General features: G+C 63.8%; 12 protein-coding genes and 3 pseudogenes. 9 read left to right on the top strand and 6 right to left on the bottom strand.

Annotation, left to right across the window (positions count from 1 at the left end; translation table 11 throughout):
- Positions 1 to 25 precede the first annotated feature (25 nt).
- Positions 26 to 433: a PilZ domain-containing protein gene (locus C7W88_RS00815; protein WP_118072150.1), complete on the bottom strand. Its 408-nt coding sequence runs from the start codon at positions 431 to 433 to the stop codon at positions 26 to 28.
- A 130-nt stretch (positions 434 to 563) separates the two neighbouring features.
- Here C7W88_RS00815 and uvrC point away from each other — a divergent pair.
- The 5 genes and pseudogenes from uvrC to C7W88_RS00795 all read left to right on the top strand — a co-directional run bounded on the left by uvrC (position 564) and on the right by C7W88_RS00795 (position 5,033).
- Positions 564 to 2,499 (top strand): annotated as a pseudogene (gene uvrC / locus C7W88_RS00810) (excinuclease ABC subunit UvrC).
- Between the two features lie 15 nt (positions 2,500 to 2,514).
- Entirely contained in the window at positions 2,515 to 3,237 is a 723-nt protein-coding gene (locus C7W88_RS00805; RefSeq protein WP_305036986.1) for a PLP-dependent cysteine synthase family protein, read from the top strand.
- A 38-nt stretch (positions 3,238 to 3,275) separates the two neighbouring features.
- Positions 3,276 to 3,572: a hypothetical protein gene (locus C7W88_RS24505; RefSeq protein WP_305036985.1), complete on the top strand. Its 297-nt coding sequence runs from the start codon at positions 3,276 to 3,278 to the stop codon at positions 3,570 to 3,572.
- 127 nt (positions 3,573 to 3,699) lie between these two features.
- Positions 3,700 to 4,584: a hypothetical protein gene (locus C7W88_RS00800; RefSeq protein ID WP_118072149.1), complete on the top strand. Its 885-nt coding sequence runs from the start codon at positions 3,700 to 3,702 to the stop codon at positions 4,582 to 4,584.
- The gene (locus C7W88_RS00795) at positions 4,581 to 5,033 is read left to right on the top strand and encodes a hypothetical protein (RefSeq protein WP_118072148.1); all 453 of its coding nucleotides are present in this window, start codon (positions 4,581 to 4,583) and stop codon (positions 5,031 to 5,033) included. Before C7W88_RS00800 ends, C7W88_RS00795 begins: the two co-directional genes overlap by 4 nt.
- Here the strand turns inward: C7W88_RS00795 and C7W88_RS00790 are convergent.
- The 5 genes and pseudogenes from C7W88_RS00790 to thiL all read right to left on the bottom strand — a co-directional run bounded on the left by C7W88_RS00790 (position 5,034) and on the right by thiL (position 11,274).
- Positions 5,034 to 5,935: pseudogene (locus C7W88_RS00790) on the bottom strand (acyl-CoA thioesterase). It abuts the gene before it with no gap.
- Between the two features lie 45 nt (positions 5,936 to 5,980).
- Entirely contained in the window at positions 5,981 to 6,862 is an 882-nt protein-coding gene (locus C7W88_RS00785; protein WP_118072147.1) for a transcriptional regulator, read from the bottom strand.
- Positions 6,859 to 7,992: a GNAT family N-acetyltransferase gene (locus tag C7W88_RS00780; protein WP_118072146.1), complete on the bottom strand. Its 1,134-nt coding sequence runs from the start codon at positions 7,990 to 7,992 to the stop codon at positions 6,859 to 6,861. Before C7W88_RS00780 ends, C7W88_RS00785 begins: the two co-directional genes overlap by 4 nt.
- Positions 7,993 to 8,154: 162 nt before the next feature.
- Positions 8,155 to 10,277: pseudogene (locus tag C7W88_RS00775) on the bottom strand (sodium-translocating pyrophosphatase).
- 121 nt (positions 10,278 to 10,398) lie between these two features.
- On the bottom strand, positions 10,399 to 11,274 hold the full coding sequence (thiL, locus tag C7W88_RS00770) for a thiamine-phosphate kinase (RefSeq protein WP_240344746.1): 876 nt from the start codon (positions 11,272 to 11,274) through the stop codon (positions 10,399 to 10,401).
- A 106-nt stretch (positions 11,275 to 11,380) separates the two neighbouring features.
- Here thiL and C7W88_RS00765 point away from each other — a divergent pair, with 106 nt between their 5' ends.
- The 4 genes from C7W88_RS00765 to C7W88_RS00750 are packed head-to-tail and all read left to right on the top strand — an operon-like array spanning position 11,381 to position 14,938.
- Positions 11,381 to 12,553 (top strand): acetyl-CoA C-acetyltransferase, encoded by a 1,173-nt coding sequence (locus C7W88_RS00765; protein WP_118072144.1) that lies wholly within the window; start codon positions 11,381 to 11,383, stop codon positions 12,551 to 12,553.
- Between the two features lie 31 nt (positions 12,554 to 12,584).
- Entirely contained in the window at positions 12,585 to 13,370 is a 786-nt protein-coding gene (locus C7W88_RS00760; protein WP_118072143.1) for an SDR family NAD(P)-dependent oxidoreductase, read from the top strand.
- A gap of 60 nt (positions 13,371 to 13,430) precedes the next feature.
- Positions 13,431 to 14,303, top strand: coding sequence for a crotonase/enoyl-CoA hydratase family protein (locus C7W88_RS00755; protein ID WP_118072142.1), 873 nt, complete (start codon positions 13,431 to 13,433; stop codon positions 14,301 to 14,303).
- Complete coding sequence (locus tag C7W88_RS00750) at positions 14,300 to 14,938, top strand: TetR family transcriptional regulator (protein ID WP_118072141.1); 639 nt, start codon at positions 14,300 to 14,302, stop codon at positions 14,936 to 14,938. The genes C7W88_RS00755 and C7W88_RS00750 overlap by 4 nt, the downstream gene beginning before the upstream one ends.
- Positions 14,939 to 15,126 lie beyond the last annotated feature (188 nt).

Raw genomic sequence — 15,126 nt, 5'->3', positions numbered from 1 at the left:
GAGTTCCGCAAGCAGTTCTGACGGTTCAGACGATGCGGCTTTTGCCCTGGACCCAGGCGCGGGCGCGCTCCATGTGGCGCTCGCGCTCGGTTTGCTCGTAGTTATCGGAGAAGTGTCTGAGGGCGATGACCTGCGACAGCGGCAGCTTTTCCTCGAACATCACGCCGCAACGGCCATAACGGGCCCAGCGAATCTGGCCAAAGGCTTCGATATGTTCACATTGCAGGATCGCTGAAGCGCCGACCGGGGGCAGGCCTTCCTCGGGGATAAGGGCGGCTCCGGTAGCCGAGAGATCCTCGAGGATGCAGGCCTGCACGCTTGTCAGGAGGATCAGGCGTGCAGGCAGATGCAGGCGAACGCGGGCATCGCCACGGCGCCCTTGAGGAATGGCGCTTGCGCTCGTTCCAGCCTTTCCGAATGGTTGCCCGATCATGTGCGGATTGTGGCGCAACGGCCCTAAAACCGCCGAAATGGATCATCAGGGAAAACCCTGATGACTTTGGGAAAACCGGCCACCTTGCCATTGCGCGGCGCGCTTCAGCGACTATTTGCAAGGTTACGCCATGGCCCGCACGCCCGCCCCTCCACCCGACCGCGATACCGAGCGCTTCCACGAAGATCGCGCGTCCACGACCGTGCGCGGCGCGGACAAGCCTGATATCGAGCTGGGGGTCTCGGTCATCCGTGACACGGTGAACACCTTGCGACCCAAGCCGGGTGTCTACCGCATGCTCGATGCGCGCGGAGATGTGCTTTACGTGGGCAAGGCAAGGGCGCTCAAGAACCGCGTCGCCAACTACACCCAGGTCGATCGCCTGCCCAACCGCCTGCGGCGCATGGTCAGCCAGACGCGCAGCATGACGATCGTCACGACGAATTCGGAAGCCGAGGCGCTGCTGCTGGAAGCACAGCTGATCAAGCGCTTCCGCCCGCCGTACAACGTGCTGCTGCGCGACGATAAATCATTCCCGTTCATCCTGCTGCGCGGCGATCATGCATTCCCGCGCATTCAGAAACACCGCGGCGCGCGCAAGGCCAAGGGCAACTACTACGGCCCCTTTGCCAGCGCGGGGAGCGTCAACACCACGATCAACGCGCTGCAGAAGCTGTTCCTGCTGCGCAGCTGCAACGACGGTTTCATGTCGCGTCGTGACCGGCCCTGCCTGCTGTATCAGATCCGCCGCTGCTCGGCCCCTTGCGTCGACAGGATCAGCCCCGAGGACTATGGCGAGCTGGTGCGGCAGGCCAAGGATTTCCTCGGCGGCAAGTCGAGCGCGGTCCAGCGCGAGATCGAGGCGCAGATGCAGGAGGCGGCGGAGAACCTCGACTTCGAGCGTGCCGCGATGCTGCGCGATCGCCTGCGCGCGGCAACATTCATCCAGGGCAGCCAGGCAATCAATGCCGAGGGCGTTGGCAATGCCGATGTCTTTGCCATGGCTGTGAAGAGCGGTCAGGTGGCGGTGCAGGCCTTCTTCATTCGCGGCGGCCAGAACTGGGGCCACCGCGCCTTTTTCCCAAGCCACACCGAAGGGCTTTCGGAAGAGGAGGTGATGACCAGCTTCCTCGCCCAGTTCTATGAGGAAGTCCCGCCTGCTCGGCTGATCCTGGTTGACCGCGAACTGCCCGAGGCCGCGCTGCTGGCCGAGGCGCTGTGCGAAGGCGCAGGCGGCAAGGTGGAGATTTCGGTGCCGCAGCGTGGCGACCGGCGCAGGCTGATGGAGCAGGCGCAGCGCAACGCGGTGGAATCGCTTGACCGGCGGATGGCCGAAAGCGGCACCAAGGCGCGGGTCATGCGCGAACTCGCCGAATTCCTCGAATTGCCGGACGTTCCGCAGCGCATCGAGGTTTACGATAACAGCCACATTCAGGGCACCAACGCGCTGGGTGCGATGATCGTCGGGGCCGGAAGGCTTCGTGAAGGGCCAGTACCGCAAGTGGAACATCAAGACCGCGCAGACCAACGACGACTTCGGCATGATGCGCGAGGTGATGACCCGGCGCTTCGGGAAAGCGCAGGAGGAAGACCCCGATCGCGAAAGCGGCATGTGGCCGGACCTTGTGCTGATCGACGGCGGCAAGGGGCAGATGTCGGCGGTGAAGGAGGCCTTGGGCGAACTCGGCATCGAGGACGTGCCGCTGATTGCGATTGCCAAGGGTCCGCACCACGGACGCGAGGGGCGCGAGGTGTTCCACTTCCCTGATGGGCGCGAGAAGATGCTGCCGGTCAACTCGCCGGTGCTGTTCCACCTGCAGAACATGCGCGACGAGGTTCACCGCTTTGCCATCGGCGCACACCGCGCCAAGCGCAGCCGGGCCATCACCGCCAGCCCGCTGGACGAGATTCCCGGCATCGGTCCGGCACGCAAGCGTGCGCTGCTCCTGCACTTTGGCACGGCGGGCAAGGTCCGGGCCGCCAGCCTTGATGATCTGCAGCGCGCACCGGGCGTGAGCGCGGCAGTGGCGCAAACCGTCTACGACTTCTATCATCCGAACGGGTAGAGGATGGAGAGCGTGATGGCAGACCAGCGCAGGGCATGGAGCGACGAGGCCGTGCGCCGGATCGAGGCGGACTTCAACCGCTCTGCCGATACGCACCTGATCCGCGTGGAACTGCCCAAGTTTCCGGGGATCACGCTCTACCTCAAAGACGAGAGCGTCCATCCGACCGGCAGCCTCAAGCACCGTCTGGCGCGCTCGCTGATCCTTTATGGCTTGTGCAACAACCGCATCGGGCCAGATACCTTGCTGGTCGATGCCACCAGCGGATCAACCGCTGTTTCCGAGGCCTATTTCGCCAAGTTGATTGGCCTGAAATTCGTCGCGGTGATCCCGCGCAGCACTTCGCCTGCGAAGATCGAGGCGATCCGCTTTCACGGTGGCGACGTGCACATGGTCGACAGCGCGGGCGAGATGTACCCTGCGGCCGAACGCCTTGCGGCCGAAGCGGGCGGCCTGTTCCTCGACCAGTTCACTTACGCCGAGCGCGCGACCGATTGGCGCGGCAACAACAACATCGCGCAATCGATCTTCCAGCAGATGGCGCGCGAGGATCATCCGGTGCCGTCGTGGCTTGTTTGCGGGGCGGGGACGGGCGGCACGTCTGCCACGCTTGGCCGTTTCATCCGCTATGGCCGCTACCCGACGCGGCTGTGCGTTGCCGATCCCGAAGGCTCGGTGTTCCACCGCCACCATGCCGACCGCAACGTAACTGCCCCGCCGCCGGGGCATGCTGCCTGATCGAAGGCATCGGCCGCCCGCGCGTCGAACCGTCTTTCGTGCCGGAGGTGATCGATCGCATGATCGCCGTGCCCGATGCGGCATCGATCGGGGCGATGCGCGCCATTGCCGCGCGGATCGGCAGACCGGTGGGCGGTTCGACCGGAACGAATATCCATGCCTGCCTGCAGCTTGTCGAAGAAATGGCGGCTGCGGGTGAGGTGGGATCGATTGTAACGATCCTGTGTGATTCAGGGCTGCGCTATGCCCAGACCTATTACGATGACGGCTGGCTGGAAGCGCAGGGACTGAACTGGCGCGATTTTGGCGAAAGAGCGACACACTTGCTTAATTAGGGCAAGGTATACGCAAAAATACTATTGACGCGACGGTAACCTATTCTGTTTGGAGCGGTTTCAGGCTGCTGCTGTCTGTTGTCTACAGAAGTTGCATCGAATTTGGATTGAGCCGGGGGCTAATGGTATGGTGGGGCTGACAATGCGCATGGCGGCACTTCCGCTGGCAGCAGGTCTGCTTCTGGGCCTGTCCGCGCCTGTGCATGCCCAATCCGCCAATGGCGTCGGCTCGCCGTTTGAGCTTGCGTTCTGGCAATCGGTTGCCGGGAGCGACGATCCGGCGGTCTATGATGCTTATTTGCAGCAGTACCCTGCCGGCACATTTGCCGGATTGGCGCGAGCGAAACTGGCCACCTTGCGCAAGGCTTTGTCCCTGCCTGCACCAGTCGCGCCAATGCCCGCTCCCGTTGTTGCGCCGGCTGCTGCCACTGCGGCCATGACGCCGGCCGTTGCGACAGTGATTTCGCCGCCACCTGCCGCCGCGCCGCCATCGTTGCCGCCCCTTGCGGAACCAAAGCCGGCAGTGGTTGGAACGCCCAAGGCTGCCGTTGCGGAAGCCTCTGACGTGACCAGCGATGCCAATCTTCTGCTTGAACTCGCGCGTTCGCAGGAAGTTGGTAGCGGCACGGACCGGGTCGTGGCTGCTAATGGTTTTGCGCTGCCCGAGCGGCCGGTTCTGGCCGACATTGCCGACCTGCCATTGCCGACCTCTTTCTGCTCGGCCGAACAGCGCAATGCGTTCTATGAGACTCGCTACAAGCCGTATCTTGATCTCGCTCGTGCCAACAACGATGCGGCAATTGCCCATATGCAGAAGCTGCAGCAGGCCTATGACAGCTACCAGCTCTCCCGCGATCCCTCACCGATGAACGCGCTGGCTGCCGAGGCCAGTTCCTATCAGCAGCAAGTTGCCGCCGGCACTTATGCGCGGCAGGCGGCGGTGGTTCGCCAGTTTGACCAGATCATGGCCTTGCCGGTCACGACTTGCCAGATTGCGACGGCAACGAAATGAGGCGCGCAGTGGAACTGGTGATGGCGTGCGTGCTGCTGGCAGCGAATCCAGCTCACGCAGAAACGTGCCTTGATCGAGAGACGATCACCGCCGCGCGCGTGCACGAATTCGAGACGATGATGATGGCGGTCACCCTGCGCTGCAAGGCGATCGGGACCGACATCGGCCCGGTCATGGAAGCCATGATGGGCACGCATCGCCCGATCTTTGCGGCGGCGGACCGGCGCATGCGTGCATTCTTCGCGCCGCAGAAGCGTGCGTACGAAAGCTATTCCACGCAACTGGGCAACCGCTATGGCGGCGGCGCAACCGATGCTGCCAATTGCCACCGTTTCGAGAAGGTGGCGAGGGAGCTTGCCGGCCAACCGGGCGTGACGTCACTTGGCCGGGTGGTCTTCGCGATGATCGACAAGCCCCGCATCGCCGGGGCCGTCTGTTCGAAGCCTTGATCAGTCGGAAGACTTTTTTGGTCCGATCGGTCGGATCAGGCCTTCCTGCGCCACGCTGGCCACCAGCCGACCGTCCTGCGTGTAGATCCGCCCGCGATTGAAACCGCGCGCGCGGCCCGCCCAAGGGCTGTCGCAGGCATAGAGCAGCCATTCGTCCGCGCGGAAATCGTCGTGGAACCAAATCGCATGATCCAGGCTTGCCCCCATCAGGTTGCCTTTTGACCAGCTGATGTCGTGCGGAAGAGTGGAAGTACCAAGCAAGGTCATGTCGCTGGCATAGGCCAGGACCGCACGGTGGATGCGGGGATCGTCGGGCAGCGCTCCGACCGAGCGGAACCAGGTATGGGCACGCGGCTCCTGCGGGCCATTGTTCATCCAGTGCCGGGCCTCGATCGGGCGTAGCTCTATCGGCCGTGGTTGCAGCATTTGCTGGCGCTGCCTCTCGGGCATCTTCGCGGCATAGCGCAGGCGCAACTCGCTTTCGCTGGCAAGGTCGTCCGGCCCGACAACCTGAGGCATCGGTTCTGCATGGTGCCGCCCGTCTTCGCGCCTGTGGAACGAAGCGACCATGTTGAGAATCGGCTTGCCTAGCTGGCTGGCCACGACGCGGCGATTGGAAAAGCTGCCCCCATCCAGATCGCGCTCGACCTTGAAGTCGATCTCGTGATCCTCGTTCCCCCACGCAGAAAATAGGCGTGGAGCGAATGGACGGGCCGGTCGGCCGGCACGGTGCGTTCTGCACTCGCCAAGGCCTGCCCGATCACCTGGCCGCCGAACACGCGGCCGACGCCGCCGATCTTGCGACGGCCCTCGAAGCGGTCGCCGCCGTGGTCCTTCACGTCGAGAAGGTCGAGCAGCCTTTCGACCAGTTCCTGCGGAGTCGGTTTGTCAGAGTCGGTCATGCCAGCGCGATGGACGTGGCTGCCGTTTACGTCAACGGGATCAATTCAGCGCAGGCCACGCGCCTTGGCGTAGAGCCGCCAGCACAGCGCCTTGGCGCGGTTGCCGTCCGGCCAGCGCCCGGGTGGGCGCGGCTTCATGCCGAACTTGCGCAGCAACCCGTTGAAGGCGCGCGCGTCTGCTTCGGCAAAGCTCCATTCGGATCGCCACGTGATCGACAGGGATACCGACGGCTGTGGGCCGTTGCGGACAAAATGGGGCGACATGACCGGCACGTAGAGCGCTTCGCCCGGGGACAGCGGCCAGTCCTTGCCGCTGGCGAGCAGCTCATCGCGCCAGAAAAGTTCGCGCCCGCCGCCGGTGTGATAGGTTTCGTGGGTTTCGTCCGGGGCGAAGCGGGCATCGCCTGCGGGAAACATCGTCATGACCTTCGATCCCATGACTTGCAGAAGAATGTTGTGCTCGGGGTCGAAATGATAGGGTGTCACGCCGCCCGGGCTGGTGACGAAGATGAAGCCTTGCGGCTTGAGCATTGCGCCGGTGCGCTGCTCGATCACCGGGCGCAGTTCGTCGAGCAGACTGTCCAGCAGTTCCGCATAGGCTGGGTTCTGCTCGATGTTCTTGAGGGCAGCCCAGCTGCCGGTGGATGCGATGTTGCGGATCGTCTCGCCGATGCCGATGCCGTTGGCAGGCGCCTTTTCACCGTTGAGGCCCAATGGCAAAGCCGCGCGATTGTATTCGACGGAGCGTTCCGGCAGGGCCTCGCCCAGGATCGCCAAAGAGTCGAGCTGCATCAGCGGGTGCATGCCCAGCCGGTGGACCAGCTTGTGCGGCACTTCGGGGTAGGACGCGGCGAAAGCAGCGCGGGACGTCTCGTCAAACGCATCGAGAGGCGCAGATCCATCTGCAAAGGCAGTCTGTTCGTTCATCGGCCAAGTCCGACAGGATTGCGCCCCAGTTCGAGCGACAGGAGAGTTTCGAAGAGCTTGCGCCGGACGCTACCGCCGATTCCTACCGAAATCCGGCCAATCGGGCGGCGTTCGGTCCACAGGCTGTCGATCATCGGATGATCGGGCGCGGCGCAACTGTCGCACCAGGTGATGTCCGGTCGCGAGAGGAGCGCGAGGTTCTCTCGTTGCAACAAGACGCCCGGAGAGTAGCGCGAAAAGTTCTCGTCGAAGGCCGTTTTGTAGGAAAAGCTGCCCGGCGGCGTCAGGAAGTTCGCTAGCATGGCGATGGGGTGGCCGTCGAGCGTGAGGGCGAGGCGTTCGAGCCTGCCAATGGCTGCCGCGCCTTCGAGAGCCTTGCGGAACAAGGTCTCGGTCTCCCGCGCGCAGGCCATGGCGCTGTTGCTGGCGCCCTTCCAGCCGCGCTTCTCAAGCTCCAGAAAGGCGGCAATCCAGCCGTCCAGTTCGATGCCGTTCTGATGGCGCTGCACGTCCAGCTCGCCTTGTTCGGCGAGCCGAGCATGCTGGCGACGCAGCTCCTTGCGCTTCTTCCCTGTCAGCGCCCGCTCCAGATAGAGTTCCGGGTTGAGGGGGGAATGCAGCAGCGCGCGTTGCTCGCGCATGACCAGCGAGGCCTTTCGGCCCTGTGCCTCCGCAAGATCGAACAGAGCTTCGGTAAGCGGTTGCTCCAGTGGCATGGCGGCAAGGTGAAGAAACAGCGCCTGTTCGCTCGCCGCCTGCTTGTCGGCCCATTGCAGCAGTGCCTGCCAGAACAGAGCCTCGCACCCTGCCCGCACCAGGGGCGCGCCCAGAAAAGCGTTGGGATGAAGCCATATCGTGAGGTGCGGAAGCGGCCAGCGGCCATAGCGGCGCGGTTTGCCAAGCGGCATCAATCCGACCAGTTCGCCACGGAGCTCAACTGTAAGCAGCCGTCCGCTGCCGTCGGTGTCGAACGCTTCCAATGAGGGGATCAGATACCACGGTTCGAAGAACGGATTGGGTGTCGAGGCACTGTCGGCCAAGGCCTGCCACTGCGCGCGCCGTCCTGCCTCGGTCCACTCGCGCCACGCCCGCACCGACGCGACCGCCGCGCCCGGTTGTGTAAGCGGCATGGGCAGACTTGCCGTGGTGAATGTCGCGACGTTCAAGGTTCCGGGTCTCCGCTCCCGGCCTTAGGGGAATGCGCGAAAACTCGGTTAACAAGCCAGCAAAGAAACACCCCGCCCGGATTGCTCCGGACGGGGTGTCCTCTCCCCAACTTGGGCGTTGGTTGCTTATCCCACAGCGTTGCTGGCAAGTGCCGCGAGCAGCAGCAGCGCAACGATGTTGGTGATCTTGATCATCGGGTTCACGGCGGGGCCAGCGGTGTCCTTGTAGGGATCGCCCACGGTATCACCCGTGACAGCGGCCTTGTGGGCTTCGGAGCCCTTGCCGCCGTGGTTGCCGTCCTCGATGTACTTCTTGGCGTTGTCCCATGCGCCGCCGCCCGAGGTCATCGAGATAGCGACGAACAGACCGCCGACGATCACGCCGAGAAGCAGGGCGCCAAGCGCGGCAAAGCCGTTGGCCTGACCGGCCACAGCTGCGATCACGAAGTAGACCGCGATCGGTGCCAGCACCGGGAGCAGCGAGGGCACGATCATTTCCTTGATCGCGGCCTTGGTGACGAGGTCCACGGTGCGCGCATAATCGGGCTTCGAGGTACCCGCCATGATGCCCGGATTTTCGCGGAACTGGTCACGCACATCGATTACCACGTCGCCCGCCGCGCGGCCCACTGCGGTCATGCCCATTGCGCCGAACAGGTACGGCAAGAGCGCGCCGAGCAGCAGCCCGACGATGACATAGGGGTTTTCGAGGCTGAAGCTGACCGCGAGGTTCGGGAAGAACTCGCGCAGGTCGGTGGTGTAGGCGGCGAACAGCACCAGCGCGGCAAGGCCGGCCGAGCCGATGGCATAGCCCTTTGTCACGGCCTTGGTGGTGTTGCCCACCGCGTCCAGAGCGTCGGTCTTTTCACGCACCGAATCATCGAGGCCGGCCATTTCGGCAATGCCGCCGGCGTTGTCGGTGACAGGACCATAGGCGTCCAATGCCACGACCATGCCGGCCAGGGCAAGCATTGCGGTTGCTGCATAGGCAATGCCGATCAGCCCGGCGAGCTGGTAGGCAATGATGATGCCGGCGCAGATCACGACCGTGGGCATCGCAGTCGATTCAAGGCTGATGGCCAGACCCTGGATGACGTTGGTGCCGTGGCCGGTTTCCGACGACTTGGCGATCGAGCGCACCGGGCGGTAGTTGGTGCCGGTGTAGTACTCGGTGATCCAGATGATCAGGCCGGTGATGACCAGGCCGAGCAGCGAGCAGTAGAACAGCACGCGGCCGGTGAACGTCACCGTATTGTCGAGGATGGTGTAGCTCATCGGCGTTTCCATGTCCCCGAGGGCATAGGAAATCGCCCACCAGATCGCACCGACGGACAGGACGGCGGTGACAAGGAAGCCCTTGTACATCGCGCCCATGATGTTGTTGGAGGAGCCGAGCTTGACGAAATAGGTGCCGATGATCGAGGTGACGATGCACACGCCGCCGATCAGCAGCGGCAGGGCCATCATCGCGCCGAGCGCGTCGCCGAGGCCCTTGAGCAGCAGCGCGGTCAGCACCATGGTTGCGCCCACGGTCACGACATAGGTCTCGAACAGGTCGGCGGCCATGCCGGCGCAGTCGCCGACATTGTCGCCCACGTTGTCGGCGATCACGGCCGGGTTGCGCGGATCGTCTTCGGGATGCCTGCTTCCACCTTGCCGACGAGGTCGGCGCCGACGTCTGCGGCCTTGGTGAAGATGCCGCCGCCAAGGCGCGCGAAGATCGAGATCAGCGAGGCACCGAACGCGAGGGCGACGAGGCCATCGACCACCGTGCGGTCATCGCCACCCACGGTGTAACCGGCGATGTCGGTGAGGTAGTGGTAGAACACTGCGATCGCGAGCAAGGCGAGGCCCGCCACCAGCATGCCGGTGATGGCGCCAGCGCGGAAGGCAAGGGTCAGCCCGGCCTGCAGGCCGTTCTGTGCAGCGGCTGCCGTGCGCACGTTTGAGCGCACCGAGATGTTCATCCCGATGAAGCCCGCGACGCCCGACAGCACCGCGCCGATCACGAAGCCCGTGGCGGAGATCGCTCCGAGGGTGGCTGCGATGATGACGGCGACGACCACGCCGACGATCGCAATGGTGGTGTACTGGCGCTTGAGATAGGCCTGCGCGCCTTCCTGGATGGCGGCGGCGATTTCCTGCATCTTGGCGTTGCCCGCTGGTGCGCCGAGCACCTGGCGGCTGGTTACGAAGCCATAAACGACGGCAAGCAACCCGAGTATTATCGATAATACGACTAGGTTCACGTTGGCATCCCCCTTTATGTCCGGTGCCACGAATGGCCCGTCCCCGTCGTTGCGGGTGGGCGAGAAGCTATCGTTTTATTTCTGACCCGCAAGCCCTTCCATGACCTTGGTCAAAGGGTTTTTAATCGTGCATATAACCCAGATTGCCATGCGGCACTGCACCATCGACGATAACAGGTGATGACGTTAGCGCCTGCGCGACCCCTATGCGATGGGCGGCGACAGGCGGGGCAATTCCGGCGGGCAGCGTGAACAGCAGTTCGTAGTCATCGCCCCAGCGCATAGCTTCGTCCCGGCGAACGTCGGGCAGGGCGACAGGGAAGGGCACTGCGTCGCCAGCAAGGGCAAAGGTCACGCCGCTGGCCTGCGCCATGCGCGCGGCGTCGATCAGCAGGCCGTCGGAAACGTCCATCATTGCGGTTGCCAGCGGAGCAAGTGCCCGGCCTTCGGCAAGGCGCGGCAAGGGCCTTCGGAAGGCGATGCTGTCACGGCCGGTCCCGTCCCGCAGTGCCTCGAACCCCAGCATCGCCGCACCAACCGGCCCGGTCAGCCAGAGGGTATCGCCCGCCTTCGCCCCGCTGCGCGAAGGCACGGGTGAAAAGGTCGCGCGTCCCAGCGCTGTCAGTCCCAGGCTGCGCGGCCCTGTGCCGCTGACGGTGTCGCCACCGAGCAGGGGCACGCCGAATGCCTGCAACGCCTCGCCAAGCCCGGCAACGAAGCGCGTATCCTCCTCGCCCAGCGTGAAGCCCAGCAAGACGCCGACCGGTTCCGCTCCCTTTGCCGCAAGGTCGGACAAGTTGGTCGCCAACAGTTTCCACGCGACGTCGGCCATGTCCTGCCCCGGCAGCCAGTGCACGCCCTCGACCATCATGTCGTGAGTCAGCACCAGCGTCTCGCCCCCGAATGGCAGCACAGCGCAGTCGTCGGCCAGCCCGCGCGCCGCGGGGTGCAGGGCCAGCGCGCGCATCGCCGCGATCAGGTCGGATTCCTTGCTCACGCCCCGGTCTATGGGGCGCGCTGCCGAACCGCACAAGCCCGCTTGACCAGCGCCATATCGCCCCTTAATCGTTCGATTAAAGAAGTATCGAGAGGAGTCGGAACACATGGCTACAGCCTATATCGTCGACGCAGTGCGCACGGCCGGAGGACGCCGTGGTGGACGGCTTGCGGGCGTTCACCCGGTCGATCTCGCCGCGCGCAGCCTCGATGCCATCATCGCTCGCACTGGCATCGATCCGACTGCGGTTGACGATGTGATCATGGGCTGCGTCACCCAGGCCGGGCAGCAGGCAATGCAGGTCGGCCGTAACGCGGTGCTCGCATCGAAGCTCTTGCCGCAATCGACGCCTGCGGTGACCATCGACCGCCAGTGCGGCTCATCGCAGCAGGCGATCCAGTTCGCCGCGCAGGCGGTGATGTCGGGCGTGCAGGACGTGGTCATCGCCTCGGGCGTGGAAAGCATGAGCCGCGTGCCGATGGGCTCGAACGCCACGTTCCACATGAAGGAGGGCCTCGGCCACTACAAGTCGCCCGGTCTGGACGAGAAGTATCCGGGCATCATGTTCTCGCAGTTCATGGGCGCGGAAATGATCGTCAAGAAGCACGGCTTCACCAAGGACGACCTCGACCGCTTCTCGCTGAACAGCCACCAGAAGGCCATCGCCGCAACGAATGCCCAGGCTTTTGCGGGCGAGATCGTGCCGGTCGAAATCGAGACTCCCGAAGGCCCCGCGATGCACACCGTGGACGAAGGCATCCGCTTCGATGCGACGCTCGAAGGCATTGCCGGGGTCAAGCTGCTCAGCCCCGAAGGATCGCTCACCGCTGCCAGCTCCAGCCAGATCTGCGACGGATCGAGCGCCGTGCTGGTCGTCTCCGAAGCCGCCCTGAAGGCGCATGGCCTTACGCCGTTGGCGCGCATCCACAATTTGACGGTGACAGCAGGCGATCCGGTGATCATGCTCGAGGAACCGCTCTTCGCCACTGACCGAGCGTTGCAGCGGGCCGGCATGAAGATCTCGGACATTGACTTGTACGAAGTGAATGAGGCCTTCGCTTCAGTGCCGATGGCCTGGCTCAAGCACACCGGCGCGGACCCTGAGAAGCTCAACGTCAACGGCGGCGCGATTGCGCTCGGTCACCCGCTCGGCGCGTCGGGCACGAAGCTCATGGCCACGCTCGTGCACGCCCTGCGCGCACGGGGCGGCAAGTATGGCCTGCAGACGATGTGCGAAGGTGGCGGCGTTGCCAACGTCACCATCATCGAAGCTCTTTGATTTTTCAGCCCTTTAGAGAGGATAACTCGCAATGAAGCTCGACAATACCGTTGCTGCCGTGGTTACCGGCGGCGCTTCCGGCCTCGGCGCTGCCACCGCTCGTGCCCTTGCTGCCAAGGGCGTCAAGGTCGCCATCTTCGATCTGCAGAAGGAAAAGGGCGAAGCCATGGCTGCCGAGATCGGCGGCGTGTTCTGCGAAGTGAACGTGACCAGCGACGAGAGCGTCGATGCCGGCTTCGCCAAGGCTCGCGCTGCGCATGGCCAGGAGCGCATCCTCGTCAACTGCGCCGGGACCGGCAACGCGATCAAGACTGCCAGCCGGTCGAAGGAAACCGGCGAAATCAAGCACTTCCCGATGGATGCGTTCAACTGGATCATCCAGATCAACCTCGTCGGCACCTTCCGCTGCATCGCCAAGTCGGCCGCCGGTATGATGACGCTCGATCCCTGCGACGAGTTCGGTGAGCGTGGCGCCATCGTCAACACCGCCTCGGTCGCTGCCGAAGACGGCCAGATGGGCCAGGCTGCATACTCGGCCTCAAAGGGCGGCGTTGTCGGCATGACCCTGCCGATCGCACGCGACCTGATGAGCGAGGGCATCCGCGTCAACACGATCCTGCCGGGCATCTTCAACACCCCGCTGCTGCAGGGTGCGCCCCAGAACGTGAAGGATGCGCTCGCCGCATCCGTGCCGTTCCCCAAGCGCCTCGGCATGCCGGAAGAGTATGCCAACCTCGCCATGTGCATGATCGAAACCGGCTACTTCAACGGCGAGGACGTTCGCCTTGATGGCGCCATTCGCATGGCACCGCGCTGATTTGAATTGAAGGTGAGGGGCGGGGCACGAACCCCGCCTCCATCGTTTCGGGAGAGTTTCGTGGCCGACTACACGCAGATCAAGCTCGACATCGCCGATGGCATCGCAACCATCACGCTGCACCGCCCGGAAAAGATGAACGCCTATACCGGCACGATGATGAACGAGATGATCGACGCGTTCGATCGCACCGATGCCGATGACAGCGTGCGCGCAGTGATCGTCACCGGGGCAGGGGACCGTGCGTTTTGTGCCGGGGCTGATCTCACACCCAGCGACGGCAAGCACGTTTTCTCCAGCGGCGATACGGTGGAAGACCTGTCCGATCCCCGCGTGCGAGACGGCGGCGGCATGATCACCTTGCGCATCTATCAGTCCAAGAAGCCGGTGATCGGCGCGATCAACGGCGCGGCGGTGGGCGTCGGCGTAACCATGCAATTGCCGATGGACATCCGCCTCGCGTCGACCAAGGCGCGCTTTGGCCTTGTCTTTGCCCGTCGCGGCATCGTGCCCGAAGCGGCCTCGAGCTGGTTCCTGCCGCGCATCGTCGGCCTGCCTCAGGCGCTGGAATGGTGCATGACCGGCCGTGTTTTCGATGCCGAGGAAGCCCTGCGTGGCGGCCTTGTCCGCTCGCTGCATGAACCCGAGGACCTGATGCCGGCCGCAATCGCGCTCGCACGCGAGATTGCCGACAACACCAGCGCGGTCTCGGTCGCGATGACCCGCGCGATGCTGTGGCACAACCCCTCATTGTCGCACCCGATGGAGGCGCACCGGGTCGACAGCAGGGCAATCTATACCCTTTCGCGGGGTGCCGATGCCGCTGAAGGCATCGCGAGTTTCCTTGAAAAACGCGCTCCCCGCTACCCCGGACGCGTTTCTTCGGATATGCCTGCGTTTTATCCGTTTTGGAATGAGCCGGGTTGGGAATGAATACGGAAGTGTCAAAGGGGGAAAGCCTGGAAACGCCGGGCGCACGCGAGCAGCTTCTGCAGACCGCGTCGACCATCATGCGCGAGGGGGACGTGGTCGATATCTCCCTCTCGGAACTGAGTCTTCGGTCCGGGCTGAACTCCGCGTTGGTGAAGTACTACTTCGGCAACAAGGCGGGCATGCTCAAGGCCTTGCTCGACCGCGACATGGAAAACATCGTCAAGTCGGTCGACGCGTTGCTTGCCAAGGACGACATGAGCCCGGAGGCAAAGCTGAGGCTGCACATCTCCAAGTGCATCGATACCTACTTCGATTACCCGTACCTCAATCGCTTGCTGATGCGGCTGGTTCGTGACAGCGACGAAGCTGAAGCGAAGCGAATCGCTGACCAGTATCTGCTGCCGCTGCATCGCGCCTACAACCGGTTCATTGGCGATGGCGTGAAGGCTGGCGTGTTCCGGCCGATCAACCCGCAATTGTTCTACTTCACCGTTACCGGTGCGGCCGATCGCTTCTTCTCGGCACGTCTGGTGCTGAAGCACTGCTTCGATCAGGACACTCTGACCGAGGAACTGCGCGACAGCTACCGCGAGCACACGGTCGATTTCATCATGGCCGGTATCCTCGCACACTGAACGGAATTGCATTGTCGAACGGGTGCAGCATGAAACCATGCTGCACCCTTGGTGCTGCTCTGCGCGCTAAAGCTGGAGGCATGGCGGCATAAAGAAAATGTCGTCTAGCGTCTCTGTGCGCATTGATCTAACGCGCACGCCGCCGCTTGGTGTCATAATATTTCGCTCTTGCGCATCAGGCTGGTTTC

This window comes from Novosphingobium sp. THN1, assembly GCF_003454795.1.
Classification (GTDB): domain Bacteria; phylum Pseudomonadota; class Alphaproteobacteria; order Sphingomonadales; family Sphingomonadaceae; genus Novosphingobium.
Note: the sequence above shows the minus strand (reverse complement) of the source record. Positions and strands in the feature narration are given on the sequence as shown.